The sequence below is a fragment of the Brevibacterium iodinum ATCC 49514 genome (assembly GCF_900169265.1).
In the GTDB taxonomy this organism is placed as follows: Bacteria; Actinomycetota; Actinomycetes; order Actinomycetales; family Brevibacteriaceae; genus Brevibacterium; species Brevibacterium iodinum.
Window position 1 is genome coordinate 63525 of record NZ_FXYX01000005.1, and the last position, 24908, is coordinate 88432.

21 protein-coding genes and 1 pseudogene are annotated in these 24908 nt (G+C 64.3%); 11 read left to right on the forward strand and 11 right to left on the reverse strand.

Annotation, left to right across the window (positions count from 1 at the left end):
• Nucleotides 1-10: 10 nt before the first annotated feature.
• Nucleotides 11-1054 carry an ABC transporter substrate-binding protein gene (locus tag BI49514_RS05810; protein ID WP_101545228.1) on the forward strand — a complete coding sequence of 348 codons (1044 nt, stop codon included), beginning with the start codon at nt 11-13 and terminating at the stop codon, nt 1052-1054.
• A gap of 27 nt (nt 1055-1081) precedes the next feature.
• Nucleotides 1082-3193 carry an iron ABC transporter permease gene (locus BI49514_RS05815; protein ID WP_101545085.1) on the forward strand — a complete coding sequence of 704 codons (2112 nt, stop codon included), beginning with the start codon at nt 1082-1084 and terminating at the stop codon, nt 3191-3193.
• A 3-nt stretch (nt 3194-3196) separates the two neighbouring features.
• Here the strand turns inward: BI49514_RS05815 and BI49514_RS05820 are convergent, their stop codons facing one another.
• Nucleotides 3197-4108 carry a LysR family transcriptional regulator gene (locus BI49514_RS05820; protein WP_101545230.1) on the reverse strand — a complete coding sequence of 304 codons (912 nt, stop codon included), beginning with the start codon at nt 4106-4108 and terminating at the stop codon, nt 3197-3199.
• Between the two features lie 64 nt (nt 4109-4172).
• Between BI49514_RS05820 and BI49514_RS05825 the strand changes: the two genes are divergently transcribed.
• The 8 genes from BI49514_RS05825 (at nt 4173) to nhaC (ending at nt 13696) form a co-directional block, all read left to right on the forward strand.
• On the forward strand, nt 4173-5654 hold the full coding sequence (locus BI49514_RS05825; RefSeq protein WP_101545087.1) for a malate:quinone oxidoreductase: 1482 nt from the start codon (nt 4173-4175) through the stop codon (nt 5652-5654).
• A gap of 212 nt (nt 5655-5866) precedes the next feature.
• Nucleotides 5867-7429 (forward strand): ABC transporter substrate-binding protein, encoded by a 1563-nt coding sequence (locus tag BI49514_RS05830; RefSeq protein WP_101545089.1) that lies wholly within the window; start codon nt 5867-5869, stop codon nt 7427-7429.
• 2 nt (nt 7430-7431) lie between these two features.
• Nucleotides 7432-8544: an ABC transporter permease gene (locus BI49514_RS05835; RefSeq protein ID WP_244195053.1), complete on the forward strand. Its 1113-nt coding sequence runs from the start codon at nt 7432-7434 to the stop codon at nt 8542-8544.
• Nucleotides 8541-9473, forward strand: coding sequence for an ABC transporter permease (locus BI49514_RS05840; RefSeq protein ID WP_101545092.1), 933 nt, complete (start codon nt 8541-8543; stop codon nt 9471-9473). The genes BI49514_RS05835 and BI49514_RS05840 overlap by 4 nt, the downstream gene beginning before the upstream one ends.
• Nucleotides 9470-10261 carry an ABC transporter ATP-binding protein gene (locus BI49514_RS05845; RefSeq protein WP_101545095.1) on the forward strand — a complete coding sequence of 264 codons (792 nt, stop codon included), beginning with the start codon at nt 9470-9472 and terminating at the stop codon, nt 10259-10261. Before BI49514_RS05840 ends, BI49514_RS05845 begins: the two co-directional genes overlap by 4 nt.
• Entirely contained in the window at nt 10258-11088 is an 831-nt protein-coding gene (locus BI49514_RS05850) for an ABC transporter ATP-binding protein (protein ID WP_101545098.1), read from the forward strand. Before BI49514_RS05845 ends, BI49514_RS05850 begins: the two co-directional genes overlap by 4 nt.
• A 23-nt stretch (nt 11089-11111) precedes the next feature.
• Complete coding sequence (iadA, locus tag BI49514_RS05855) at nt 11112-12254, forward strand: beta-aspartyl-peptidase (protein WP_101545101.1); 1143 nt, start codon at nt 11112-11114, stop codon at nt 12252-12254.
• On the forward strand, nt 12251-13696 hold the full coding sequence (gene nhaC, locus BI49514_RS05860; RefSeq protein WP_101545104.1) for a Na+/H+ antiporter NhaC: 1446 nt from the start codon (nt 12251-12253) through the stop codon (nt 13694-13696). The genes iadA and nhaC overlap by 4 nt, the downstream gene beginning before the upstream one ends.
• A 44-nt stretch (nt 13697-13740) precedes the next feature.
• Here the strand turns inward: nhaC and BI49514_RS05865 are convergent, their stop codons facing one another.
• A complete protein-coding gene (locus tag BI49514_RS05865) occupies nt 13741-14640 on the reverse strand; it encodes a helix-turn-helix domain-containing protein (protein WP_101545106.1) in 900 nt (299 codons plus the stop codon).
• Nucleotides 14641-14658: 18 nt separating this feature from the next.
• On the opposite strand from BI49514_RS05865, the gene BI49514_RS05870 reads away from it, so the two are divergent.
• Nucleotides 14659-15081, forward strand: a complete 423-nt coding sequence (locus BI49514_RS05870) for a VOC family protein (protein WP_101545108.1) — start codon at nt 14659-14661, stop codon at nt 15079-15081.
• Nucleotides 15082-15110: 29 nt separating this feature from the next.
• Here BI49514_RS05870 and BI49514_RS05875 read toward each other — a convergent pair whose 3' ends face one another.
• The 9 genes and pseudogenes from BI49514_RS05875 to BI49514_RS05920 form a co-directional block, all read right to left on the reverse strand.
• Nucleotides 15111-15695: a hypothetical protein gene (locus tag BI49514_RS05875; protein WP_101545109.1), complete on the reverse strand. Its 585-nt coding sequence runs from the start codon at nt 15693-15695 to the stop codon at nt 15111-15113.
• A 1-nt stretch (nt 15696) separates the two neighbouring features.
• Nucleotides 15697-17235 carry a sodium/proline symporter gene (locus BI49514_RS05880; protein ID WP_101545111.1) on the reverse strand — a complete coding sequence of 513 codons (1539 nt, stop codon included), beginning with the start codon at nt 17233-17235 and terminating at the stop codon, nt 15697-15699.
• Nucleotides 17232-17438, reverse strand: coding sequence for a hypothetical protein (locus BI49514_RS05885; RefSeq protein ID WP_145996186.1), 207 nt, complete (start codon nt 17436-17438; stop codon nt 17232-17234). Before BI49514_RS05885 ends, BI49514_RS05880 begins: the two co-directional genes overlap by 4 nt.
• 629 nt (nt 17439-18067) lie before the next feature.
• Complete coding sequence (locus tag BI49514_RS05895) at nt 18068-18394, reverse strand: hypothetical protein (RefSeq protein WP_101545117.1); 327 nt, start codon at nt 18392-18394, stop codon at nt 18068-18070.
• 53 nt (nt 18395-18447) lie between these two features.
• A pseudogene (locus BI49514_RS05900) lies at nt 18448-18813 on the reverse strand (aldehyde dehydrogenase family protein); the annotation flags it as partial.
• Between the two features lie 268 nt (nt 18814-19081).
• Entirely contained in the window at nt 19082-19864 is a 783-nt protein-coding gene (locus BI49514_RS05905) for a Bax inhibitor-1/YccA family protein (RefSeq protein ID WP_101545120.1), read from the reverse strand.
• Nucleotides 19865-20081: 217 nt separating this feature from the next.
• Nucleotides 20082-21665 carry an AbgT family transporter gene (locus tag BI49514_RS05910; protein WP_101545121.1) on the reverse strand — a complete coding sequence of 528 codons (1584 nt, stop codon included), beginning with the start codon at nt 21663-21665 and terminating at the stop codon, nt 20082-20084.
• Nucleotides 21666-21965: 300 nt separating this feature from the next.
• The gene (locus BI49514_RS05915) at nt 21966-23051 is read right to left on the reverse strand and encodes an inositol-3-phosphate synthase (protein WP_101545123.1); all 1086 of its coding nucleotides are present in this window, start codon (nt 23049-23051) and stop codon (nt 21966-21968) included.
• A gap of 152 nt (nt 23052-23203) precedes the next feature.
• Complete coding sequence (locus BI49514_RS05920) at nt 23204-24796, reverse strand: peptide chain release factor 3 (protein ID WP_101545124.1); 1593 nt, start codon at nt 24794-24796, stop codon at nt 23204-23206.
• Nucleotides 24797-24908 lie beyond the last annotated feature (112 nt).

The window sequence follows — 24908 nt, forward strand, 5'->3', positions numbered from 1 at the left end:
AAAGAACACCATGACCAGAACACCTCTGTCGCGCACCTCGTTCGCCGCCTTCGCATCGGCAACGGCGGTCTGCGCACTGGCCCTGACCGGGTGCGGCACCACCGATACCGACGCACCTGCTGATGCGAAGGGGCAGACCTCCGCATCGTGTGCGGACGACTCGAGCACCACCTCGGCGTCTCCGGTCACCGTCACCGACGACACAGGCCACGAGATCGAACTGGACAAGCCGGCGGCGAAGGTCGTCTCCCTCGAATGGCAGTACACCGAGGATCTTCTCTCCCTCTGCGTCGATCCCGCCGCCGTCGCCGATGCGAAGGGCTTCACCACCTGGGACACGGCGGAGAAGCTGCCCGACTCCACCACCGACGTCGGCACTCGCCAGGAACCCAATGTCGAATCGATCCTGTCGGCCGATCCGGATCTCGTCATCATCGAAACGACGAACCGCAAGGACAAGATCGTCGGTCAGCTCGAGAAGCAGGGAATCCCCGTGATGGCCATGGCCGGCGCCGACGGCAAGGATCCCGTCAAGTACATGAAGGACACGTTCACCACCGTCGCCGAGGCGACCGGTCGCACCGAGCGCGCCGAAACCGTGCTCGCCGATTTCGATGCGAAGCTCGAAGAATCGAAGAAGTCCATCGCCGAGGCGGACCCGGAGACCACCGAATTCGTCTACTTCGACGGCTGGGTCAACGGTTCGAATGTGGCGCTGCGCCCCTTCGGCCAGGGTTCGCTCATCGGCGAACTCGGCGAGGAGCTGGGCCTGAAGAACGCATGGACCGGTGAGGTCGACCCCGCGTACGGATTGGGACAGACCGATATCGAAGGCATCTCGAAGGTCGGCGACGCGAACTTCTTCTACACCGGAACCGAGGACCCCGAGTCCGAGGACTATGTCGAGCTGCTGAAGAAGAACGACATCTGGGCGAACATTCCCGCCGTGAAGGACGACCGCACCACGGCCTTCCCCGCAGGGATCTGGACCTTCGGCGGACCCAAGTCCTCCGAGAAAGCCCTCGACGCCTACGTCGACGCTCTGACGAAGTAATCCGTGGCCTCTCCCCTGACCCGCCAGATGACGCCCAGCCCGACGACAGCGACACCGGAACCGACCGTGGTTCCGGTGCGCGGTCGCGGTGTCGTCGGTGCTCTCTCGACCGCCGCCGCCCTGCTCGGGCTCGTCGCCATCCTCGTCATCGCCTCCGCCTGGCACATCACACAGGGGACCTCGGGCATCGGCATCAGAGAGCTGTTCAGTGCCGTGACCGGCACACTCTCCCCCGCCGAGGATGGCCCCAGTGCCCGTGACATCCTGCTGGGGTCCCGGCTGCCGCGCGTGGGGGCAGGGATCCTCGTCGGCATCGCCTTGGGCGTTGCCGGTGCCCTGTTCCAGTCGCTCGCGCGTAACCCCTTGGCGTCGCCGGACACCCTGGCGGTCACCGGTGGGGCATACTTCGCCGTCACCGTGGTCACGGCCTTCGGCATTGCGATTCCGATCTGGGCCTCGGGCGGGGTCGCCTTCCTCGGCGGTCTGCTCGCCGCGGCCCTGGTCCTGGGTCTGGCTGGAGGCGCCGGCGCGTCGACGACTCGGCTCGTACTGGCGGGCACGGCAACGGCGATGGCACTGCAGGCGGGGACCTCGACTCTGCTCATCCTCTTCGCCGAAGAGACGACGAGTCTCTTCTCCTGGGGTTCGGGCACTCTCAATCAGCTCGACGGCACCGCCGCGCTGCGCAGCATTCCGGTCATCGCTGTCATCGCCGCCGGTGCGATCCTGCTGTCGAGGCGTCTGGATCTGCTCGGCCTCGGCGACGATGCCGCCTCCGTGCTCGGCGTCCCGATTCGGTCGACTCGGACTCTCGGCATCCTCCTCGCCGTTATGCTCACCGCCACTGCGGTGACCCTGGCCGGTCCGATCGGCTTCGTCGGTCTCTGCGCTCCGGTCATCGCCAGGCTGCTGGCCCGCATCGTACCGGGCCTCGGGCGTCATGCCGTGCTCTTTCCGTCCGCCGGGCTCATCGGCGCGATCATCGTCATCGTCGCCGACGCGCTGCTGCGCGCCATCGTCGGCGCCACCGAGGCGATCACCCTGCCCTCGGGAGTCACGACGACCGTGCTCGGGGCGATCGTCCTCGTTCTGCTGGCGCGGTCGATGCGCACGGCATCACCGGCGACGACCACCTCGGCGGCGAATTCGACGGTGATCGGTCCCCGCCGGGCCGGTCTCGTCATCGCTGCCGGCGTCCTGGTCCTCATCGCCGTCGCCGTTCTCGGTCTGCTCACCGGGGAGCGGTTCTACCTCCTCGGCGATGCGCTGCTGTGGCTGCAGGACCGGGCGGCGTCCGTCATCGACTTCGCCTTCGATTCGCGTGCGCCCCGAGTCGCCGCGGCTCTGGCAGCCGGTGCAGCGCTCGGACTCTCCGGCACCCTCGTCCAAGCCAGCGCGCGCAACCCTCTGGCCGAGCCTGGACTGCTCGGCATCACCGGCGGGGCCGGTCTTGGTGCCGTCATCGTCGTCACCCTCATTCCCGGCGCCGGGGTCGGCCTCGTCTCTGCGGTCGGGATCGTCGGTGCGCTTCTCGCCTTCGCCATCGTCTACGGACTCTCGTGGCGGGGCGGGATGAACACGGACCGCCTCGTCCTCATCGGCATCGGCCTGTGGTTCGGCTTCACGGCCCTGACCACGCTGTTCCTCGTCCGCGCAAATCCCTGGGACACTCCGGCCCTGTTCACCTGGCTCTCCGGTTCGACGTACGGACGGACCTGGGCCGATATCGCGCCGGTGGCGCTCGCTCTGCTCGTCGCCGTGCCGCTGGCGTTCGTGTGGACGCGCGAACTCGATCTGCTCGCGCTCGACGATGACACCCCGCGGCTGGTCGGGGTTCCGCGGGAACCGGTACGCCTCGCCGTGCTCATCACGGCGGCCATCCTCGCGGCGGTGAGTGTGTCGGCCGTCGGTGTCGTCGGATTCATCGGTCTCGTCGCTCCGCATGCTGCACGGGCCCTGGTCGGCGCCCGTCATGCCCGGGTCGTGCCCACAGCAATGCTTCTCGGGTCCGTCGGCCTCGTCGTCGCCGACGCCCTGGGGCGCACGGTCATCGCGCCGGCGCAGATCCCGGCCGGACTCATCGTCGCCCTCATCGGCGCCCCGTACTTCGTCTACCTGCTGGCGCGGACCCGCGCGTGAGGATCAGTCCTCGTTCGACCAGTTCGCCGCGTTTTCGCGGATGAAGTCGCGCAGATGCTCGACCACACGGCCGGGCCTGCGGACGGCTGAGCACAGGGCGATCTCACGAGCATGAGCGGGACCGTCCAGAGCCACCTCGGTGATTCCCTCGACCGGGCGCACCGCAGGTGGGATCAGTGCCACTCCCATTCCGCGGCCGACGAATTCGCGGATCGTCGAGAATTCGGTGACTTCGATCTTCACCTGCGAGTCGAAGCCGCTGTCCCGGCACCACTGATCCGTCAGCTCCCGGAGGTTGTAGGTCGCAGGAGTGGAGATGAACTCCTCGTCGGCGAGCCGGTCCAGGCTGATGCTGCGTGCTCCCGCCAGCGGGTGCGTATCGGGCAGGGCGGCGATGATCGTCTGCCGCGCGAGCACCTCATGGTTGACCTCGGGTGGAGGCGGAATGATGATCGCCAGATCGAGGGTGCCCGCCTGCAGGTCAGCGACGAGTTCGGCGCCGTGAGCCTGTTTGAGGTCGAGGCGGATGCCCGGATGTTCGCGGTTGAAGACCGCGAGCAGATCGGGCACCTCACCGGCACCCATCGTCAGGGGAAACCCGAACCTGATCCTGCCGTGTTCGGGATCGGCCGCCTCGGCGAGATCGACCAATGCCGCATCGATCTCCCTCAGCGGGGCACGCACCGCGCCCACGAGATCGATGGCCGCCGTCGTCAGACCGATGGCGCGACCGCGCGGGACGGTCAATGCCATGCCGAGGTGGCGCTCGAGTGCGTGGATCCGTCGACTCATCGTGGACTGGGGTATGCCGAGGGCGGCCGCCGCCTCGGTCAGGTGACCGTCCTGATCAGCCAGTTCGACGAGTTCCCGCAGCGCCGTCAGCGGCGCCGTCCGAGCATCGGATGATCGTTCCATATTCGGATCATACATATCCGATCACTCATTGGACGGATGATTCGCGTAGGCGCATGGTGAGAACATGACCGCTAACCCCACGCACACCAATCAGCTTCCGGATGCCGACGTCGTCCTCATCGGCGCAGGCATCATGTCCGCAACGCTGAGCTCGATGCTGACCCTGCTCGATCCCGATCTGCGGATCCTCGTCCTGGAGAAGGCCACGGACTCAGCCGGAGAGAGCAGCGAGGCGTGGAACAATGCTGGCACCGGACATTCGGGGTATTGCGAACTCAACTACATGCCCGATCCCGCGGACGGATCGAAGCCGCGACACATTGCCGAGCAGTTCCACCTCACCCGGCAATGGTGGGCACATCTCGTTCGGCAGGGCGTGCTCGATCCGACGGATTTCATTCACACGACTCCGCATATGAACCTTGTGTTCGGTCGTGACGATGTCGCTTATCTGCGCCGCCGTGTCGACACTCTGCGCGCCGATCCCCTGTTCGCGGAGATGGAGCACACAGAGGATCCGGACACCATTGCCCAGTGGGCGCCGCTGACGATGGAGGGTCGGGTCGACGACGGCGAACCGATCGCCGCTGCCCGACACCTCGGCGGCACCGACGTCGATTTCGGTGCCCTGACTCGAGCTCTGCTCACGGTCGGTTCCACCGAGGTGCTCACCGGTCACGGGGTGACCGGGATCGAGCGGGAGGCAAACGGATGGTCGATCACGGGTTCGTCGTCGATGGGACCGTTTTCCGTTCGAGCAGGCACCGTCTTCGTCGGGGCGGGCGGCTTCGCGCTCAGACTCCTGCAGAAAGCGAAGGTACCCGAAATCCGCGGGTATGCGGTCCTGCCTGTCGGTGCCGCCTTCTATCGGTGTGCGGCTCCCTCGGTCGTCGCCCGGCATGAGGGCAAGGTCTACGGTCAGGCCGACGTGGGCGCTCCGCCGATGTCGGTGCCGCATCTGGACCGGCGCGTCGTCGACGGCGAGGAGCATCTGATGTTCGGTCCGTATGCGACATTCAGCACGAAGCTGCTCAAGCACGGTCGGCTCTCGGATTTCTTCACGACTGTTCGACCCGACAATCTCCATGTCATTGCCGCCACTGGCCTGCAGAACCTCGACCTCGTGTCATTCCTCGTCAGGGAACTCGCGGCCAGCCCGACACGGAAGTTCGCTCAGCTGCAGCGCTTCTTCCCACGGGCCCGACGCAACGAGTGGACGCTGCTGCCCGCCGGGCAGAGAGCGCAGCTGGTCAAACCGGACCCGAACAAGATCGGCGTCCTGCAACAAGGCACCGAGCTCATCGTCTCCGCCGACGGATCGATCGCGGGTCTCATCGGAGCCTCCCCCGGAGCGTCGACAGCGGTGCCGATCATGTTCGATCTGCTCGAGCGGGCCTTCCCCGCCCAGTGGCACGGCGGCTGGAAGTCACAGATCGCCGAGGCGGTCCCCGACCTCGATCGCACCGACTGGACCACCGAGGATGTCGCCCGATCTCATACCGATACAGACGCGGCCCTCGGACTTTCTCCTTTCAGCTCCGAGTAGCCCGCGCGTATCTCCGCTGTGCGGGCTCGGCCGGCGAACGATGGGTCTGACGACTGCCGACAGAAGTCGCAGATCAGAAGTCTCATCTCGCCGGTCGAGACGTTGGCGGAAAGACACAGTGGAAATCCGCGAGCTTTGTGGCAGGTTGAATTGCATGGCAGGCGTTTCGCCCTTAATGTGACTCACAACACTTACTGTTAGGGAGATCACACATGAGGCGCCTGTCCCGCAATCTCGTCGCAATCTGCTCCACCCTCGCACTGACCGCTGGGCTCGCTGCCTGCGGCGGCGGCTCCGACGAAGCCGGCGGTGCCGGCGACACGATCGTGGCCGAGACCGCCTTCAACCTCAAGACGATCGACCCCCATCGACAATTCGAGTTCACCGGGTCGACGATCGACAACGCCATCTATCAGACGGCTCTCGAGTTCGAGGACGGTGACCTCACCAAGCCGACCGACGGACTCTGCTCGTACGAGATGTCCGAGGACGACAAGGAGATGACGCTGACCCTCAAGGACGAGGACGCGAAATTCTCCAACGGCGATCCCGTCACCGCCGACGACATCGTCTTCTCCTTCGAACGTCTTCAGGGCATCAAAGGCAACCCCTCCTTCTTCCTCGACGGAGTCAAGGTGAAGAAGGTCGACGACAAGACGGTCACGCTCACCAGCGCAGAACCCAACCCCGCACTGCCCTACATCCTCCCCAACTCCTCGATCGGCATCGTCAATTCGAAGGTCGTCAAGGAGAACGAGGGAACCACGGACGAGAACGACGGTGCCGAACAGTTCCTCAATGAGAACTCCCAGGGCTCGGGACCGTACAAGGTGGAGAAGTACGACGCCGACAGCCAGGTCGTGCTGACCGCGAACGAGCACTACAACGGTCCCGAACCGAAGTACAAGCGAGTGGTGCTGCGCAATGTCTCCGCCGAGACGCAGCTGACCGATATCCAGTCGGGTCAGGCGCAGGTCGCCTTCGACCTCAACGCCGATCAGGCGAAGCAGATCGATGAGTCGATGGGCAAGATCTCCAGCCTGCCCTCGACTCGCAGCCTCTACATCTTCAACAACACGGATGAGAAGATCGGCGGCCCAGCAGCAGACCCGGACTTCCGCAAGGCCGTCATGGCGGCGATCGACTACGACAAGCTCACCGACCTCGCCGGTAAGGGATCGCAGCGGATGGCCAGCCTCGTACCGAACGAGTTCGTCGGTGCCGTCCCGAAGGACCAAGCACCCGAACGCGACCTCGCAAAGGCGAAGAAGCTGCTGAAGAAGGCCGGCTACGACGGTGAGAAGGTTCCCTTCCACTACTCGAGTGACCAGGCCGTCAACGGAGTCGACCTCGCGCAGCTCGCCGAGACCCTGCAGGCACAGCTGAAGGAGGCCGATATCAACCTCGACCTCAAGCCGGCCCCGAGCTCGACTCAGCTCGACGGCTTCCGCTCGGCCAAACAGCCGATGGGCATCGGAACCTGGGGCGCGGACTTCCCCGATCCGACGAACTACAACGTCTTCATTCCCGGCGGCGACGTCGCCGATCGCGTGAACTGGAAGGACGACCCGAAGCTGAAGAAACTTGCGGACGAAGCGGCCGAGGCGAAGGGCGATGCCCGCGACGCCGCCTACGCGAAGCTGTTTAAGGCGACCACCGACACCGCGGTGTGGATCCCGCTCGTCCAGCCGGTCAGCACCATCGCCGTCGGTTCGGGCATCACGAAATTCGTGTCCAACGCCGACGTCTCGTTCGACTTCGCAAAGGCAGAGTGAGGATGGCGGAAGCCACCACAGCGCCGCACGATGCTCCTGCCGCGTCCGCCTCTGGTGAGACGGACGCGGCGCAGCGGATCAAACCGCCGAAGCTCCACCCGCTCCTCCGATTCATCCTCATCCGGATCGGGATCTCGATCATCCTGATCTGGGGCGTGACCGTGGTGACGTTCCTGCTCACCAACCTCGTGCCCACCGACCCGGTCGCGGCCATCCTCGGCGACCGGGCGGCAGCAGATCCGGAGATCGTCGCGCAGACACGGGAGAAGCTCGGCCTCGACCAGCCGCTCCTCGTCCAGTACTTCACCTACCTGGGCAATCTGCTCCAAGGAGATCTGGGCGTCTCCAACCAGACCCGCACGCCCGTGCTCGCCTCGATCGGTCAGGTCTTCCCCGCATCGATCGAACTCGGCATCGGAGCGATTCTCATCTCCGTCCTCCTCGGACTGCTGCTCGGTCTGCTCAGCGCTCTCAAACAGAACAGCATCGTCGACCACGCGATCCGCACCCTCAGCCTCATCGGCATCTCGGCGCCGACGTTCTGGATCGCCACCGTCGCCTACTTCGTGTTCTTCTTCCAGCTGCGAGTCGTCCCCGGCGCCGGACGACTCGACCCCTGGATCACCCCGCCGCCGAAGGTGACCGGCCTCTACACCGTCGACTCCCTCTTGGCGGGTCAGATGGCGACGTTCGCCAACGCGCTGGGCCACCTCGTCCTGCCCTCGTGCGTTCTCGCGCTCTTCACCATCGGTCTGCTCACCCGGTTCAGCCGCTCCAGCGTTCTCGACATCATCCGGCTCGACTACGTCACTGCGGCCAAGGCGAAGGGCCTGCCGGCACGGACAGTGGTCTTCAAATACATCTTCCGCGGCGCCTTGGTCCCGATCATCACCGTCGTCGGTCTGGCGTTCGGTTCTCTGCTCTCCGGTGCGGTGCTGACCGAAACCGTCTTCGCCTGGAACGGACTCGGCCAATACGCCTACCGCGGAGCGACGACGCTCGACCTGCCTGTCATCATGGGCGTCGGCCTCGTCATCGGCATCGTCTACATCCTCGTGAACTTCATCGTCGACCTGATCTACGGCTTCGTGGATCCGAGAGTGAGGGTGAGATGAGCATCGGCACCCCGAAACAGCCCACCAATGCCCCCATCACCGAGGCGGCCCGCCGCGATCCCGTCGACCCCGGACGGAAGAGGTGGCAGATCCGCTTCCCGAAGGCCCTGCGCACTCCGCTGGGATTCGTGGGAGCCGGGATCCTCGTGATCTGGCTGCTCGTGGCGATCTTCGCACCGCTGCTGGCCCCGTTCGATCCTCTGGCGCAGAACTTCCCGCGGCTGTCGGCTCCCAACGGTGAGAATCTTCTCGGCACCGACACACTGGGTCGGGACGTGCTCTCCCGCATCCTCGTCGCCGCCCGCACCACCCTGCCCGCCGCGGTGTTCGTCGTCATCTGTTCGGCACTGCTGGGCTCGGTGCTCGGCGCCATCGCCGGATACTTCGGTCGAGCTGTCGACGAGATCATCATGCGCATCGCCGATCTCGTGTTCGCCTTCCCCACCATCATCCTCGCCATGGTCATCGCAGCCGCCCTCGGACCGGGGCTGAAGAACGCGATCATCGCGATCCTGCTCGTCTCGTGGCCGTCCTACGCCCGTGTCACCAGATCGCTGGTGATGACGGCGCGCGGCAGCGAGTACGTCATCGCCGGACGCCTGCTCGGATTCAGTGCGGGCCGATCACTGGCCCGCGAAATCGCACCGAACGTCATCTCCCCGGTCGTTGTGCTCGCCACCCTCGATGTCGGTTCGGCGATCCTCACGATGGCCGGTCTGTCGTTCCTGTCTCTCGGCGCCGTTCCGCCGACGCCGGACTGGGGCGCGATGATCAGCGAAGGAGTCTCTCAGTTCGCGGCCTGGTGGATCGCGTTCTTCCCCGGACTCTGCATCCTCACCATCGTCATGGCGTTCAACTTCATCGGCGACAGTCTGCGCGACACTCTCGACCCGCATACCGCCCAGGAAGTCGGTGAGACGACCTCATGAGCATGATCAGCATCAGAGACCTCAATCTGTCGGTCACCTCAGGGAAGAAGACCACTCATATCCTCAAGGACGTCTCCTTCGACCTCGAAGCAGGTCGCATCACAGGCGTCGCAGGAGCCTCAGGTTCCGGTAAGACCCAGACCGGTCTCGCCGTAATGGGACTCTCCCCTGCAGGCGCGGAGCTGAGCGGAAGCATCGACTTCGATGGAGTCGAACTGGTGGGAATGCCCGCCAAACAGCACAACCGCCTGCGCGGAGTGCAGCTGTCGATGGTCTTCCAGGATCCGGCCTCAGCGTTCCATCCCATGCTCACTGTCGGCGACCAGATCACCGACCACCTTCGCCACCACCAGAAGGTGTCGAAGAGAGCCGCCCTGGCCAAGGCCATCGAGATCCTCGGCCGAACCAGGGTTCCGCATCCAGAAGAAGCGGTGAAGAAATACCCACACCAGTTCTCCGGCGGACAGCTGCAGCGAATCGCATTCGCCTCAGCGATCATCTGCGACCCCAAGGTCCTCATCGCCGACGAACCGACCACGGCACTCGATGTCACCGTTCAGGCGGGCATCCTCCGCCTGCTGCGCGAACTCTGCGACGATCTCGACCTCGCGGTGCTGCTGGTCACCCACGACTTCGGAGTGCTCTCCTCGGTCGCGGACACCATCGTCGTCATGAAGAACGGTGTCGTCGTCGAAACCGGTGAACGGGAGGCTGTCATCACCGCTCCTCAACACGAATACACGCGTTCGCTCATCGAATCGCTGCCACAAGCGGAGGTCTCCCCATGACATCGATCGACCAGTCCCCGGCCACCCCCACCGCTCACTCCCCCGAAACAGGTGCTCCGCTCCTGGAACTCGATTCCGTGGCATGCGAATACAAGCTCGACGGCGGAGGTCGCTTCCGGGCGGTCAACGGAGTGTCTCTGCAGCTGGGTCGGTCGGAAGTGCTCGGACTCGTCGGCGAATCCGGCTGCGGCAAATCGACGCTGGCCAAACTCATCTGCGGATTGGAGAAACTCGCGGCCGGCTCCATCACCTTCGATGGCAACCCGGTCAGAGCCCTCGGTCTGAAGAAGAGAGCGAAGGAACTGCTCGGGATTCAGATGGTCTTCCAGAATCCCTACGCGTCTCTCAACCCGCGCCGGCGCATCCGCGACCAGCTCGACGATGCGCTGGCCCTCAATCCTGAGGGCACGTGGACCGTCGAAACGCTGTTGGACGCCGTCGACCTGCCGACCGACTCCGCACAGCGCTATTCGCATTCGTTCTCCGGCGGACAGAGGCAGCGCATCGCCATCGCTCGAGCCCTGGCTGCAGGTCCGAAGGTGCTCGTCGGTGATGAACCCATCGCCTCACTCGATGCGTTCCTCCAGGCACGGATCGCTCGAATGATGCGCGACCTCGCCATCGACTCCGGGGCCTCGATGATCTTTATCAGCCACGATCTCTCGATCGTTCGCGATATCGCGGACAGAGTCGCAGTGATGGAGGCAGGTAGGATCGTCGAGGTCGGTTCGACGGAACAGATCTGGAACGATCCGAACCATCCCTATACACGGAAGCTCCTCACTGCCATCCCGAAGGTCGACGGCAAGGGGTTCATACCTGGTTAGCCACGACAAGGAGAGGACATGACATGGTGACATTGCTGCAAGGGGCCGAAGTCTTCGCCCCGGAACGACTCGGTCAACAGGATATTCTCATCGAGGGGCAGCAGATCACCTACATCGGTGAGATTCCCGTCGAAGCGGTGTCCGACCTTCCAAATGCCTCTGTCATCGATGCCCGCGGTCTGACCGTCGTGCCGGGGTTCATCGACCCGCACGTCCACATCGCCGGTGGCGGCGGTGAAGGCGGATATGCCAACCGCACCCCGGAGATCCTCGTCAGCGACATCGTCAGCGCCGGGGTGACCACGGTCGTCGGCTGCATGGGAACCGACGGTGTGACTCGCAGCCACGCGGATCTCCTCGCCAAGGCCCGCGGGCTCGAGGCCGACGGCATCTCCACATACATCTACACAGGCAGTTACCAGGTCCCAGCACGAACGCTGACAGGCACCGTCGTCGACGATGTCGTCCTCATCGACAAGGTCATAGGCGTCGGCGAGGTTGCGATCTCGGATCGGCGTTCCTTCCAACCGACGGTAGAAGCATTGGCCGAGCTCGTCAGCCACAGTCACGTTGGCGGACTGCTCAGCGGCAAAGCGGGCGTCACCCACTTCCACGTCGGACCGTACTCGTCGCGTCTGGCCCCTCTCCACCGGCTGCTCGACGAGTACCCGATCGCCCCGCAGGCCGTCTATGCCACTCATATCACCAGGAGCACCGAGCTTCTGGCCGATGCGGTGAGCCTCGCGGCCAAGGGCGCCACCGTTGACATGACCGCGGGATCGACGACCGCAGAGTCGGTCAGAGACTACATCGAACTCGGCGGCGACCTCACCCGACTCACTCTGTCGTCGGACGCCAACGGCAGTCTGCCCGAATTCGACGCAGACGGGCGGCTGATCGGCATGGAAGTGGCCAAGCAGACCACCCTCTACGAAAAGGTGTGGGAGTGTGCCGAATTGCCCGGAATGGACCTGGCTCAGGCCCTCGCCCTCGTCACCTCCAACACGGCAGATGCCCTCATGCTCGGGCACAAGGGCCGTATCCGCAGCGGGTGCGATGCAGACATCCTCCTCACCGATGACCAGCACACCATTCAACTCGCCTTTTCCCGCGGACAGGAGATAGTCCGCAACGGCGAACCCCAGATCCGAGGAACTTTCGAATGAGCCACGACTCAGGCACCACAACGGCCCATACTGCCGACGTCGAGGAGAAGCTCCCGCCGCTGGGATGGTCTCTGGTTCCCCTGGGCGCGATGCTCGTGTTGCTGGCTGTGGGCTACGGCGTCCTCGGCCTCGCCCCGGAGCCGCTGTTGATCCTGTCTGCGATCATCGCCGGCTTGGTGGCTCTGCGCATGGGGTTGACCTGGGAGGATATGCTGCTGGGGATCAGAGAGAAGCTCGATACGGCGATGCCGGCTCTGCTTGTGCTCATCTCCATCGGCATCCTCATCGGCACATGGATGATCGCCGGGACCATTCCGATGATGATCTACTACGGTCTCGGCCTCATCAGCGCGAAGTTCATCGTCCTCATCGCCTTCGTCATCTCGGCGATCGTCTCGGTCATCACGGGAACGTCCTGGGGTTCGGCCGGAACAGTGGGCGTGGCCCTCATGGGCATCGCCACGGGCCTCGACGCCCCGCTGGCAGCGACAGCAGGAGCGATTGTCGCGGGCGCGTACTTCGGCGACAAGCTGTCTCCACTGTCGGATACGACGAATCTGGCACCGATAGCTGCGGGCACCACCCTGTGGGAGCACATTCGCCACATGCTCTACACCACGATTCCAGCCACACTCGTGGCGCTGGCGCTCTACCTGTTCGTCGGCATCAATCAGCAATCGGGCAGCACCGATTCGGACCAGATCAGCGCCGTCACAGGTACCTTGGACGGTCTGTTCTCCTTCAACGTCCTCCTGCTTCTGCCGATGGTCATCGTCCTCGCCGGAGCCGTGCTCAAACTGCCGACGCTGCCGACGATCATCGGATCGTCACTGGTAGCGGGGATCCTTGCGGCGATCTTCCAGAAGGTCAGCGTCGAATCGATCTTCGCCTCGACGGTCGACGGATTCACCCCGGACATGCTCGAAGTCGGGCCCTCAACGCTCGAGAGTCTGGACCCCGATGTCGTCGAGTTGGTGTCGCAGGGCGGGATGGCGTCGATGACCGGTGTCATCCTCATCGCGTTCAGTGCCTTCGCGTTCGCCGGAATAATGTCGCGGTCCGGTGCCCTCGAAACCATTATCCGCTCGCTTCTGAGGTTCGTGAAGCGCACGGGTGATCTCATTCTCTCGACGGTGCTGTCATGCATCACGATGGCCGTCGTGACAGGCAACTCCTACCTTTCGATCATCGTTCCGGGCGAACTGTTCAAGAAGGCCTACGCCGACCACGGACTGGATGCCAAGAACCTCTCACGCACCCTCGAGGATTCCGGCACCGTCATCGTCCCACTCATCCCGTGGTCCTCAGCGGGCGTCTACATGGCAGGAGTTCTTGGGATATCCGTCCTCGACTACGCACCGTGGGCGGTGTTCTGCTACGTCGGCTTCGCGTTCGCCATCGTCCTCGGCTACACCGGGTTCGGCATCGCCAAACGTCGCTGAGACGCCTGATCAGATGGTGTTTCCTGGACGACTCCGGGCCACTGTCAGCCTCGCGTGACCCGCGCAGACTTCCGCTGTGCGTACTCGGCCGGACTGAAGCCGGTGACGCGGACGAAGTCCGTGCTGAAATGCGATTGGTCGAACCAGCCGAAGCGTGCCCCGAGGTCGGCCAGTGTTCCCTCCCAGCCGCGGTCGATCGCTGCGACCGCGTCGATGATCCGCGCCCTGGCCAAGACCTTCTTCACTCCGACTCCGCAGAAGCTGCTGAACATCCGCTGCAGCGTACGCTCACCGATATCGGCTCTCTCCGCGAGGATCTTCAGGCTCACGACCTCGGGGTCGTCAAGGATGTCGAGCACCCGTTTCAGCCGTTCGAACGACGGGGTCATCTGCGGCCGCCAGGACAGCAGCCAACTTTCCACCGAAGCGGCCAATTCGCTGAAGTCGGGCGCCCCGGCTCTCTGCGAACGCGCAAACATCTCGGAGAGTCCGAGGTCGGCATCCAACCTCGGAAACCACAGTTCGGCAGGGACGGTCGAATCACGGATGCTCGCCGGCTTCTCCTCGGAGAACGCCAGTGTCGCACCCGGCTGAAAGTTCACGCCGAAGACTCCGCCGCGTCCGAAGATTCCCACATCGAAGCGCCGCTTGGTGACCGGACCGGTCACCCACGCTCCGGGGCCGTCCACGTGCGCCCGTCGGCTGTTGCCGAACTCGAAGGTCAGATGGATGGTCGGTTCGGACAAGGTCGCCGTCTGATAGCTCTCGCCCTCCGGCAGATCCCATTCGACAGCCCAATAGCGTTTGACGAACGGGCGTAGGCGCTCGGCGACGACACGAACGGACGAATAGCGCGCATGCTCGAGCATCTCCCCCGGCTTGAGCACACGTCCGAAGAAGTGCTGCGGCAGTGACGCATTTTTCCTAGTGACGTCGTCGTCCATGGCACAAGAATGTCAGACATGACTGAAACACAGAAGACCGACACCGCCGCGACCACCGCCGACAACTCCACCACAGCACCCGTCGCCACACTGGCGATGGTCACCCTAGACGCCCCGAACGCTGCCGTTCTCGGAGAGTTCTACTCTTCCGTCCTCGGCTGGCCCATCGCCTTTTCGGACGAGAACTATGCCATGCTCACCGGTCCCAGTCATGCTCTGGGCATCGGCACGATCCCGGACTATCAGCGACCAAGCTGGCCCGACGACGGACGCAAACAGTTCCACCTCGACCTCGCCGCCGACGACATCCATGCGGCAGCCGGTCGCTGCGTCGAACTCGGAGCCACCCGGGCCGAACCACAGCCCGGTGAGACCTGGGTGGTGCTTCTCGATCCCGCCGGTCATCCGTTCTGCATCTCGGACGCAAAGAACTGGGGCTGAGCATCTCCGCAGACCTGACAGCCGAGCTCTCAGCTCCGCCCGACCTTGTCCACCCGCACGATGTAATGAGACCCATCGAGGCCATCGACGAGGATCGTTGCCTCATGCCTCGCATTCCCTCCGGAGACGATCCAGTTGGGCTTGAGCACTCCGCGCAGACTGCTGGCAGGAGTGATCTCGATGCCCATTCCGAGCTTCACCGTCTTGACGGCCTTCGCACGTGCCAATGATCGCGCGGTCCGCTCCGCCTCGACCCGAGTCGGCAGCGGTCCCGACCGCCCGCCGATCAGACTCAACCACTCCGATGATCCCGTGGTGGCCCCGCGAGGGGTGAAGTCGGCGATCATACCCCTTCCCGACACTGCGTTGACGAGCACATCCATCCGCTGCCCCGGCCCGGATGCGCTCCGACGGAAGAGTCCGCGGGTGCGCACATCGAGGGCGGCCCACCAGAACGGATGATGCACCATCCTGACCTCGGCGAGCGCGTCAGGGAGTTTGCGCCGGAAGACGGCGAGCGCCTCGGCGGCGGTGACGTGCGGCTCCATCCGCACCGGATCCTCAGCCCGCAGATCCGGGCCGACCCGGCGACCGGTTCCGATCTCGGCGCTCATCTCAGACGTCCTTCGGAACCTGACCGGCCAGGGAATCGTTCTGACCGGTGAGCATGTGTGCTGGGATCGCGCCGATCTTGTCGGTCTCCTTCAGCGCTTCGAGGACGTGGGCCGGCACCGGATGCGAACGCTGGGTGGCCAGGGAGACGAGGATGAGGGCCAACGTCGAGCACACGATGCCTACTCCCATCGGGTCGACTCCGGTGACGTCGACGAGTCCCGTCAGCTGCCACACGACCGACGACACGGTGCCGGCGATCATCGACCAGATGGCTCCGGGGACGTTCGCCTTCTTCCACCAGGCGGCGGCGATGTAGACGGGGACGAACGCGGCACCGAGCACCGTTGTCGAGAAGATGACCACCTCGGCGACGGCCGGCGGATCGTTCACGGCGACGAAGTAGCCGATCATCGCCAACACGAGGACGGTGAACCGGGAGACCCAGACGGACTGCTGGTCGGACATATCCTTCTTGAAGAAGCGTTGGAACAGATCCTGGCTGGCGATCGTGCCCGACTGCAGCAGCAGAGCGTCGGCTGTGGACATGATCGCAGCCATGATTCCGGCCATGACGATGCCCACGGCGAAGTTCGGCAGCACAGTGTCTGCGACTTCGAAGACCGCGAGCTCCGGATTGTCCAGAGTCGGCAGCAGGATGAGCGCCATGATGCCGACGATGTAGGGAGCCGGGATGAACAGCAGGTTGAAGCCGGTGGCGTAGAGGCTGGCGCGCCTGGCCACCGAGGGCCGCTTCATCGCCATATGGCTGACGTTGACATGCGGCCAGCCCATATAGCCGATGGAGAAGACGAGGACGGCGCCGACGATGACGCCCCATTGGACGGATTCGATCCCGTCCGGGCCCCACATAGTCAGCAGGTTCGGGTTGATCTGCCCGACCGCCTCGTTGCCGGCTGTCCACCCGCCCACGGCCTGCAGACATCCGATGAGGATCCACACCATGCCGATGAGCATGATGATCGCCTGCACGAAGTCGGTGTAGGCCACAGCGAGGTAGCCGCCGAGGAAGGTGTAGAAGACGATGACGCCGACGGCGATGAGCAGCGCCCAGGCATACGGGATGCCGGTGACCATCTCGAGTCCGCGCCCGCCGGCGATGAACTGACTCATCACGTAGAAGAAGATGCAGAACAGAGCGACCGGTGCGGCGATCGCGCGGATCCACTTCGACGGATACCGATGTTCGAGGTATTCGATCGAGGTGAGTGACCCGAGGATCTGGGAGAGCTTGCGCATCCGCCGACCCAGGATCGAGAGGTTGAGGACACCGCCGCCGATGTAGCCCATCGCGTACCACAGAGAGAAGTAGCCCTTCGTATACGCCAGCGATCCCGCACCGAGGAACATGTACCCCGACATCGACGACGACTGCAGGCGCAGAGCCGTGACCGCAGCGCCCAGGCTGCGACCGCCGAGCAGGTAGCCCTCACTGCCCTTCGACCCGATCTTCAGCGTCCACACGCCGATTCCGGCCATGGCGATGAAGTAGATGACGAGGAACCACGTTTCGATGTTCATGCCGCTCCCCCGTTTCCATTCGCCGAGGCGGCCCCGCCGTCTCGTCCGTCCGCTCCGTTCGCGGTTCTCGCCAGGGCCTGATCCTCGGCCACGTCCTCGGCCTTCCATCCGCGGGAGAGGAAGACGAAGACGAGGGTGTAGATCACCCAGATCGCAGGGATGCCGACAATGATGACGACCGTCGCCGTCGGGAGACCGAACACGTTGACCACCTCGTTGTGATGCAGGAATGCAGATGATGTGAGTGAGATTACAAGTTATCGCGAGAAGCCTGAGACTGCCGCGGCGAGTTCGCATGGTGGGACGCGGGACACGACTGTATGACCGGGCTGTTGGCCCGAACTGCCTGTCCGTTCCGCAGCGCGGCCTCACTCGACGGTGAACTGGCGCGCGTGGAGTCCCGTCGCGGCACCCGGAATGGCGGGCCGGCGTTTCGAGGCCTGCACGTTTCCGTCCTGATCGAACGCGGGGCGCGCTGACCGTATGCGTGCCCGCGCTCAGCCCCGTGTGCTCGCATCGCCACTGCCGCCACGTATCGGCAGTGAGTTCTTCGCTGAGTTCCGCTTCCGCCCAGTCGCCGTTGCCGATGCGCACCTGCACCTTCTCGACGTGCTGCGCCCACGCCATGTCTGCGGTGACGACCCGGGCGTCGCTCTTGGGCGGGACAGCGGCCCCGGGGCGGGGCACGTCGATGCGCGAGGCCACCAGCACGTCATCGGAGCTAGAGAGCACCATGTTCGCAACCGAGTGCAGTTCGCCCGTGCCAGCAGGTCTCGGATCGACGGCCACATGCGCTGAAGGCTCCCCGCCGTGTCCTCCTCTCCCCCGATGCTCAGGCCAGGTTTCGACGCAAGCGCACGGCCGCCTCGGTGAGGGTGCTGATGCGGTGCTCACGATCGGATTCGGGTAGCGCCCGAGCCGAACGCAGTCCGTGTTCGAGGAGCACGACGACCTGGTCCGCGAGGGTCTGATCTCCGAGTTCGGGGACCGGCCGGTCCTCGGAGCCGATGGCAGAGAACTCGGCCAGGGCCTCACGGATGGCTGCACGTCTGCTCGGTGACGGTGGGGCCGCCTCGTCGAGTTGGGCAGTGGTCAGAGAGATGATACGGACGCGCAGGCGGCGCATCTCGGTCTCGAGTTCCGCCGCTGCCGTGGTCATGGACTCATAATAGTCCTCTTCGATGGGAACAGCGGCGGAACCTCAGACGATGATCAGGTGTCGGCCACCCAGACGGTCACGGTCTCCTGATAGGTGTCCAGGGCTTCCGGGCCGTTGTCGCGGCCCCAGAATCCGGACTGTCGCAGTCCGCCGAATGGGGTGGCTTCGGTGCCTTCGCTGTAGACGTTGACCGCGAGGGTGCCCACGCGGATCCGGCTCGCCCACCACCGCATTTGGGCGATGTCCTCGCACCACACGCTCGAGGCCAGACCATAGGGTTCGCCGTTGATGAGTTCGACAGCGTCGTCGCGGCTGGTGCGTCGCAGCAGCTGGGTGACGGGGCCGAAGATCTCGCCGCGGCCGAGTTCGCTGTCATCGGGCACGCCTTCGATGACGGTCGGCGGGTACCAGGTGCCGGTGTCGGGGGCGTCGGCACGGGTGTTGAGGACCGCCGTTCAAGGCCGCGCGCGAATTTCGCATGGCGCACCTGCCCACATCCGCGCGCCGCCTTGAACGACAGACATCGACCTCGGGAACGGCCGCCTCGGCGAGGGGTCCTGCCCACCTTGGCGAGGTCCTGCCCACCCCGACCCAGCGGGGACGACGAAGGGCGGACTCCCCTACTCGGGGATCCGCCCTTCGTTCAGCGCTCGAGCGCGACCCACTTGCGCGGGCCGGTCTCGTCTCTCAGTCTCTGAAGTAGGAGATGAGGCGCAGAATCTCGATGTAGAGCCACACGAGGGTGACCATGAGCGAGAAGGCGCACATCCAGGAGTACTTCTCCGGGATCTTGTGCTTGACGCCCTCTTCGATCATCTGGAAGTCCATGATCAGGGTCATCGCGGCGAGCACGGTGGCCACGATGCCGATGACGATTCCGAGCGGCATTCCGAAGATCTCGATGCTGCGGGCGCCGCCGGAGCCGGTGAACATGGCGAAGAAGAAATTGATGATCGAGAAGACCGCGTAGCCGCCGACGGCGATCATCATGAACTTCATCATCTTGGAGCCGTAGCGCACACCCTTGAACTTGAACAGGGCGAGCATGACGCCGAAGACACTCAAGGTAGCGAGCACGGCCTGAACGACGATGCCCGGGTACATGGACTCGAAGATCCCGGAGATGCCGCCGAGGAAGACACCCTCGAACGCGGCGTAGCCGATGATGAGAGCCTTGCTCGGTTCCTTCTTGAATGCGTTGACGAGGCCGAGGACGAGCGCGATGAGCGCAGCAGGCAGAGCCAACATCGGCACGAGCCAGCCGACGACGGCACCTGCGAGGAGGATGGCGAAGAGCACACCGGTCTTCATCATCACATCGTCATAGGTCATCGCACGGTCGGCGACCTGGGGGCCTGCGTTGCGGTTCTCCGCTGCAGGCTGGTTGAACAGGTTGTTGAGCTCCTGATCGGACATGACCGGCTGGTTGCGTCCGGCCTGGGCGCCTTGGTTGATCGCCCGGTTCATCATGGGGTTACTCACGGTCGAGATCCTTTCGATCTGAGTAGAATGTGCGCAGCCGGGAGGCTGCGCGAATGATCGTTCACGCTCACAGTCTAACCGGACGGTCTGGACGGGAACTGAGGATCCCGGCCAACAGCGTCCGACGTTGCACGATCGTGATGCTGTGGTGGACAACACCCGATCAAGCGCGAGAATTCCCGGATCGGCCCATCGGGTGACCGGCTCAGCCCATCTGATAGTGAGTGGCCGCACCCGGTCCCCACGGAATTCCGGTGGCCCACCAGATGAAGAACAGCAGTCCCCAGAAGATGAACATGGCGAAGGACAGCGGGATCGTGAACGAGAGCACTGTGCCGATGCCGGCATCCTTCTTGTACCGCTGGATGAAGCCGAGGACGACGACGAAGTACGGGCTCATCGGGGAGATGATGTTCGTCGTCGAGTCACCGATGCGGTAGAGGGCCTGGGTGGTCTCCGGGGAGATCGACAGCAGCATGAACATCGGCACGAGCACCGGCGCCATGAGCGTCCACAGTCCCGAACCCGAGGTGAGGAACAGTGCGCCCAGCGCCACGAGCAGCCATCCGCCGAGGAGGATGACGAACGGTCCGGTGTTGAGCGCCCCGAAGACCTCGGCACCCTTGATCGCCATGATCTCACCGAGGTGGGACATCTTGAACAGCGCGAGGAACTGGCTGGCCGCGAAGAACAGGACGATGACCGGCACGAACGGCAGCAGCCCCTTGCCCATCATCTCCGGGATATCGGCGGTGTGCCTGATCGATCCGGTGGCGTAGCCGTAGACGATGCCGACGATGAAGAAGCCGAATCCGATGATCGCAGCGATTCCGGCCATCAGCCCCGATTCGGGACCGAATCCTCCGGCTTCGTCGCGGAGGAACGATCCGGCAGGCCAGGCGAGGGCGAACAGCACCGCCGCGCAGATGACGATGGTGACGACGGCGATGATGATCCCGCGCTTCTCGTGGGCCTCGAGGGCCATCTTGACGTCGAAGCTGTCCGGATCGTCGTCGGCCTCCTCGTCGAGTTCGATCTGGTCGGCGCGCTTGGACAGGACCAGCTCGGTCACCAGGGTCACCGCGGCTGCGACGACGAACATGGAGATGAAGTTGAAGTAGAAATTCGCGACCGGGCTGACCGAGTAGTCGGCGTCGATGATCTGTGCGGCCGAGGTCGACAGGCCGCCGAGGATCGTGTCGAGCGAGTTGACCATCGGAGCCGCCGAATAGCCTCCCGAGGTCGCGGCATAGGCGACGAGGCAGCCGAGCAGCGGATTGCGGCCGACGGCTTTGAACGCGAGTCCGCCGAGGGGAATCATGATCATGTAGGACGCATCGGAGGCGATCGACGAGGCGGTTCCGGCCAGGGCGACGATGAATGTGATCCACTTCGGCGAGGCCCCGGCGATGGTTCCGCGCAGCATCGCCGGAATCAGCCCTGACTGTTCGGCCACGGCCACGCCGATGAGCACGATGAGGACGAGTCCCAAAGGCGGGAAGGTGACGAAGTTGTTCGTGGCCCCCGCAACGATCTCACGCAGCGACTCGGTGGAGAAGAGGTTCGTCACCGTCACCTTCTCGTCCGTGGCCGGATTGACGGCGTTGAGTCCGGTGGACGCGAAGATCGCCGAGAGGATCATGACGATGACAGCCAGCGAGAGGAACAGCCAGAACGGGTGAGGAAGCTTGTTGCCGGCCTTCTCGATGATGACGAGGACGCGCATCAGCCAGCTCAGCTCGGAACTGTCTTTCCTCTTATCTGCGGTCGCAGGTGTGGTGCTCGACATCGGTTCTCCTTGGTCGGGGTGGCGCCGGCGAATGTGTTGAGCCGGATTTCGCTCATGTGAGAGCGATCACCTCAAGGTGCAAGTCTCATGGACAATCGGCGTTGTGTCGCGCGAATCTCATATTCCGGATATTCGGAGGTTGCCAGACTCACCTGTCCCCCGCCGAGGCGGTCGTGCGGTTCCGTTCACATCGACGTCGATGAATAGACCAGGGCGCCGACCGCAGGTATCTGCGATCGGCGCCACCTCAGCCGGCAGGCGACTCAGCACCTCAGATCAGGGTGGGCCGCCTCGGCGATATCAGCGCTCGAGGTCGCCCCGGATGAACGCTTCGACGGCCTCGTGGGCGGCGTCGTCGTCCTGCTGCTCCGGCGGCGATTTCATGAAGTACGAGGAGGCGGAGATGAGGGCTCCGCCGATTCCGCGGTCGAGACCGATCTTCGCTGCCCGTACGGCGTCGATGATGACGCCGGCGGAGTTCGGCGAGTCCCACACCTCGAGCTTGTATTCCAGCGACACGGGGGCGTCGCCGAAGTTGCGGCCTTCGAGTCGAACGAAGGCCCACTTGCGGTCGTCGAGCCATTCGACGTAGTCGCTGGGTCCGATGTGGACGTCGCGGTCGGACAGCTGGGCGGAGGTGTTCGAGGTGACGGCCTGAGTCTTCGAGATCTTCTTCGATTCGAGGCGCTGCCGCTCGAGCATGTTCTTGAAGTCCATGTTGCCGCCGACGTTGAGCTGGTAGGTCCGGTCGAGGACGACGCCGCGATCTTCGAACAGCTTCGCCATCACACGGTGGGTGATGGTCGCACCGATCTGGGACTTGATGTCGTCGCCGACGATCGGGACACCTGCGGCACGGAATTTCTCGTCCCATTCCTTGGTGCCGGCGATGAACACGGGCAGGGCATTGACGAAGGCGACCTTCGCGTCGATCGCGGCCTGAGCATAGAACTCGACGGCCTTCTGCGAACCGACGGGCAGGTAGCACACGAGCACATCCGCCTCGGCGTCCTTGAGGGCCTTGACCACGTCGACGGCCTCGCGGTCGGATTCGACGATCGTGTCGCGGTAGTACTCGCCGAGTCCGTCGAGGGTGGGTCCACGCAGGACCTCGATGCCGGTCGGCTCCACATCGGCGAGCTTGATGGTGTTGTTCTCGCTGGCGGTGATCGCCTCGGCGATGTCGACGCCGACCTTCTTGCCGTCGACGTCGAAGGCGGCAACGAAATCGATGTCACCGACGTGATAGTCCCCGAATTCCACGTGCATGAGGCCGGGAACCTTCGTCCCGGGCGACGCGTTCCGGTAGTACTCCACGCCTTGGATCAGGGACGAGGCGCAGTTGCCCAATCCGGCAATCGCGACTCGAATCGATTTCGTTCCCACAATTCTCCTTTGTCTGTTTGGGTTTCACCGAGCGGCGGGAGTGTCCCACGCGGGCGGTTGGCCCTGTAGGGCTTCGCTTCGGCCCCAACTATCCATAATAATCTCCGCGTCAAAATACCGGACACCGGCCTTCGAACGCGGCAGTGCTCATCTCAGCTGACGACCAGAGGTTCGAGGACCAGGTCGGGGTGGTTCTTCTGCACGCCCTGCAGCCGCCACCGGTCGGAGAACAGCGCCAGCAGCTCTCCGTCGGAGCGGTGGAGGACCTCGACCGAGCGTTCCCGTGCCAGGGTCGGCACGCATTCGGGAGTGGTGCGTCGGGCGAGGGAGAAGTTGAGACGCTCCAGGGTGCAGGGAGCGTTGAATTCGTTGGTCATCCGGTCTTCGGCGACTTCGAACTGCATGGGTCCGACGGCGCCGAGCACGGGTGCCTGATCTCCGCGCAGGTCCGAGCGCAGCACCTGGATGACGCCTTCGTGGTCGAGCTGTTCGATGCCGCGTCGGAACTGTTTGTACTTCGAGGAGTCCTTGGCGCGGATGACCATGAAGTGTTCGGGTGAGAACGTCGGGATGCCGGGGAACTCGACCTTCTTGTCGAGGTAGAGGGAGTCACCGACGCGCAGGGCAGAGGCGTTGACCAATCCGACGACGTCTCCTGGGAATGCCTCATCGACGACATCGCGGTCGCGGCCGAAGACCTGCTGAGCGTATTTCGTGGCGAAGGGTTTGCCGGTGCTGGCATGGGTGAGCACGGTTCCGCGTTCGAAGACTCCCGAGCAGACTCGGATGTAGGCGAGTCGGTCGCGGTGGTGGGAGTCCATTCCCGCCTGCACCTTGAAGACGAATCCGGAGAAGGGATCGTCGACAGGGCGGGGCTGGTCATCCTTGTCCAGTCGGGCCTCGGCGGGTGGAGCGAGGTCGACGAGGAGGTCGAGGAGTTTGTGGATGCCGAAGTTGAGCACGGCCGAGGCGAACATCACCGGGGTCGACTTGCCGGCGAGGAAGGTCTCCTGGTCGTGGTTCTGGTCTTCCATCTCCAGCAGATCGGACTCATCGACAGCGGTCGTCCACGCGTCGCCTTCGAGGTCGGCGGCCGCCTCGGACGTGTAGGTGTCCTCACCGGCGATCGTGGCGCCTCCGTCGGTGCGGGTGTATTTCGTGTACTCGCCGCTGATGCGATCGAGGACTCCGCGGAAGTCTCCGGACTGGCCGACGGGCCAGGTGATCGGAGTGGGCAGGAGGCCGGTGCGCTGCTGGACCTCGTCCATGAGCTCGAGCGCGTCGAGTCCGGGGCGGTCCCACTTGTTGACGACGGTGATGATCGGGATATTGCGGTGAGCACAGACTTCGAAGAGCTTCATCGTCTGTGCTTCCAGGCCCTTGGCGGCATCGATGAGCATGACGGCGCAGTCGACGGCCGAGAGCACACGATAGGTGTCCTCGGAGAAGTCGGCGTGGCCAGGGGTGTCGACGAGGTTGAAGACGGCGTCGCGGTACTCGAACTGCAGAGCGGCCGAGGAGATCGAGATCCCGCGATCCTGCTCCATCTGCATCCAGTCGGAGACGGTGGCGCGGCGACCGGCCTTGCCATGGGTGGCTCCGGCCTGGCCGATGGCGCGAGCGTGGAGGGCGAGCGCCTCGGTGGTCGTCGATTTGCCCGCGTCGGGGTGGGAGATGACAGCGAACGTGCGGCGGCGGGACGCCTCGTGTCGGATGTCCTTGACGGAATACTGGCCAGAAGTCACCGCAATATCCTATCGTTCTTCGCGCTCATCCGGCGTGTCCGCTCAGTCACAGTGTGGGGTCAGCTTGTGCCGGGCGTCCGGCGGCCGGAACCATATGTGCGGGGTGGGCGGT

Excerpts from the sequence above, each read along its gene's own strand:
- BI49514_RS05810 (WP_101545228.1), top strand. The coding sequence starts at position 11 with ATGACCAGAACACCTCTGTCGCGCACCTCGTTCGCCGCCTTCGCATCG.
- BI49514_RS05815 (WP_101545085.1), top strand. The coding sequence starts at position 1,082 with ATGACGCCCAGCCCGACGACAGCGACACCGGAACCGACCGTGGTTCCG.
- BI49514_RS05820 (WP_101545230.1), bottom strand. The coding sequence starts at position 4,108 with ATGGAACGATCATCCGATGCTCGGACGGCGCCGCTGACGGCGCTGCGG.
- BI49514_RS05825 (WP_101545087.1), top strand. The coding sequence starts at position 4,173 with ATGACCGCTAACCCCACGCACACCAATCAGCTTCCGGATGCCGACGTC.
- BI49514_RS05830 (WP_101545089.1), top strand. The coding sequence starts at position 5,867 with ATGAGGCGCCTGTCCCGCAATCTCGTCGCAATCTGCTCCACCCTCGCA.
- BI49514_RS05835 (WP_244195053.1), top strand. The coding sequence starts at position 7,432 with ATGGCGGAAGCCACCACAGCGCCGCACGATGCTCCTGCCGCGTCCGCC.
- BI49514_RS05840 (WP_101545092.1), top strand. The coding sequence starts at position 8,541 with ATGAGCATCGGCACCCCGAAACAGCCCACCAATGCCCCCATCACCGAG.
- BI49514_RS05845 (WP_101545095.1), top strand. The coding sequence starts at position 9,470 with ATGAGCATGATCAGCATCAGAGACCTCAATCTGTCGGTCACCTCAGGG.
- BI49514_RS05850 (WP_101545098.1), top strand. The coding sequence starts at position 10,258 with ATGACATCGATCGACCAGTCCCCGGCCACCCCCACCGCTCACTCCCCC.
- iadA (WP_101545101.1), top strand. The coding sequence starts at position 11,112 with ATGGTGACATTGCTGCAAGGGGCCGAAGTCTTCGCCCCGGAACGACTC.
- nhaC (WP_101545104.1), top strand. The coding sequence starts at position 12,251 with ATGAGCCACGACTCAGGCACCACAACGGCCCATACTGCCGACGTCGAG.
- BI49514_RS05865 (WP_101545106.1), bottom strand. The coding sequence starts at position 14,640 with ATGGACGACGACGTCACTAGGAAAAATGCGTCACTGCCGCAGCACTTC.
- BI49514_RS05870 (WP_101545108.1), top strand. The coding sequence starts at position 14,659 with ATGACTGAAACACAGAAGACCGACACCGCCGCGACCACCGCCGACAAC.
- BI49514_RS05875 (WP_101545109.1), bottom strand. The coding sequence starts at position 15,695 with ATGAGCGCCGAGATCGGAACCGGTCGCCGGGTCGGCCCGGATCTGCGG.
- BI49514_RS05880 (WP_101545111.1), bottom strand. The coding sequence starts at position 17,235 with ATGAACATCGAAACGTGGTTCCTCGTCATCTACTTCATCGCCATGGCC.
- BI49514_RS05895 (WP_101545117.1), bottom strand. The coding sequence starts at position 18,394 with ATGACCACGGCAGCGGCGGAACTCGAGACCGAGATGCGCCGCCTGCGC.
- BI49514_RS05905 (WP_101545120.1), bottom strand. The coding sequence starts at position 19,864 with ATGATGAACCGGGCGATCAACCAAGGCGCCCAGGCCGGACGCAACCAG.
- BI49514_RS05910 (WP_101545121.1), bottom strand. The coding sequence starts at position 21,665 with ATGTCGAGCACCACACCTGCGACCGCAGATAAGAGGAAAGACAGTTCC.